At 72.5% G+C, this 1,845-nt stretch carries 3 protein-coding genes; all 3 read right to left on the bottom strand.

Annotated features, from left to right (window positions below):
• A partial coding sequence (locus tag FF041_RS35905) for a DnaB-like helicase N-terminal domain-containing protein (protein WP_323393687.1) occupies positions 1-95 on the bottom strand: 95 nt, incomplete at its 3' end.
• Between the two features lie 8 nt (positions 96-103).
• Positions 104-316, bottom strand: coding sequence for a hypothetical protein (locus FF041_RS35900; protein WP_153526750.1), 213 nt, complete (start codon positions 314-316; stop codon positions 104-106).
• Positions 317-401: 85 nt separating this feature from the next.
• Positions 402-1,845: type IV secretory system conjugative DNA transfer family protein (locus tag FF041_RS35895; RefSeq protein ID WP_228388885.1), on the bottom strand; the 1,444-nt coding region annotated here is incomplete at its 5' end.

Below are 1,845 nucleotides of genomic sequence, written 5' to 3'. Positions count from 1 at the left end.
TGGTGGAAGTGCTTGGGCCGTAGCCAGGGGGATAGGCGTTCGAGCTGGGAGGGGTCGAGGAAGACGGCACCGAGCACGGCCTGCTCGGCCCGCACCAGCGGGTTCACGACCCGCCCCGGGCGGAACGGAGGGCGGCGACGGCCCGCCGGGCGTCGGCGAGGTCGGCGGCGAACCGGTCCAGATCCCCGGCGAACACCGGGTCGTCCAGCCGCAGGGACAGGACCGGGGTGGTGAGCCACCACTCGCCGCTGCGGCGCACGACCGGCGCATCACCCAGAAGACCGGGCAGTTCACGAGAAGAGGGAGGGGAAGGCACGAGGACTCCAGAGGCGGTGCACGAGCGGGTACGAGGAGGCGGTGGCGGGGAGTCCGTCTGCACCGGCAGGAGGCGTACGGGGCGCTCATGCGGCGGGGCCGAAGTGGTCGCGGCCGAGGGTCTTGGAGAGGGCGCGCTCGGTGATCGCGGCCGTCGCCTTCGCCGAGGCCGCGCCGTGGCGGGCGGCGTCCGGCTCCTTGTACCAGGGCTTCAGATCCAGCAGCGCCGGGCGGATGCCGGTGGCCAGCAGCAGCGCCGAGCCCTTCGGCAGCGCGCGGATCGCGTCCGCCGGCAGCACCCGTTCCTGCCGCATCGACACCGACGTCGACTTGCCCGACTCGCTCGTGGACACCGAAACCGTGCGAACGTCGTGGTCGCCGACGAGACGCGAGAGCTTGTCGGCGAAGTCCGCGTCATCGATGCCGGAACCGATGAGCTTGACCGTGGACGCCGACCACAGGGCGTCCATCCCGGCCTCGCCCCACACCCGGACGCCCTGCCGGTAGGACTGGAGGATCGTCACCGGGATCACGCCGCGCGAGCCCAGGTGGGAGTACAAGTCCGGGAGATCCTGGATCTTGCACACGTTCGCCGCCTCATCGAGGATCGCCAGCAGCGGGGCGTCGAGGCGGCCACCGTCGCGCTCGGCCTGGATCACCGCCGCCCGCATCACCGCGTCAGCGGCGGCGGCGATGATCGCCGAAGCCGATCCGCCGCCGTCCTTCGACAGCAGGAACAGGGTGTCGCGGCTGGTGGCGAACGCCTCGGGGCGGAACTGGGCGATCCGCTCGCTCCGGTGGGGCGGGGTGACCCAGGCGGCGATCTCCGGGTCCAGCAGGCAGCTCGCGTACTGCCGGGCGGTCTCGTAGATGCCGTCGCGGGTTTCGACGGCGCCGGCCACGGTGCCCTGGAGCTGCGCGGCGACCGCGTCCAGCCCCGCATCGTGCAGGAGATCGACGGGGGTGCGGTCGGCGGGCGAGGCGAGCCAGGCCAGGACATCGGTGATCGGCCGACCGTCGTTCGCCGCCGCGAGGAACAGCGCGGTCAGCGTGTTCGCGGCGGCGGTGGACCAGAAGTCCCCGCTGCTGGATTCGTCCACCGAGGCGGTGACGAAGTGCCCCGCGAGCCGACGGGCCCCGGCCAGATCGTGGGCGTCGGCAAGGATGTCCCACCACATCTCCCGGGGCGCGTGGGCGATCTGCTGCGGATCCAGCGTCCACACGGTGCCGACCTCAGCACGGGCGTCAGCTGTGGCGGTGAAGGCGTCGTTCGCGGCCTTGTTCGAGGTCAGCAGCACCGGGCCCGGGGCCCGCAGGATCGCCGGGATCGCCAGCCCGGACGTCTTCCCAGAACGCGGGGCCATGATCGCCAGCAGTACGTCCTCCCACGAGGACCGCACCTCCACCCGCCCCGGCTTCAACGTGCCGAGGAGCACGCCGCAGTCGTCCGGCGGGACATCCTTCGGCCGGGTGCCTTTCAGGCTCGGCCGCAGCCCGATCGCCTTCGCCGCGCTCTCCTTCGGCAGCAGC

The organism is Streptomyces jumonjinensis (genome assembly GCF_009600885.1).
Lineage (GTDB): Bacteria > Actinomycetota > Actinomycetes > Streptomycetales > Streptomycetaceae > Streptomyces > Streptomyces jumonjinensis.
This window is presented reverse-complemented; position numbering and strand designations above follow the sequence as displayed.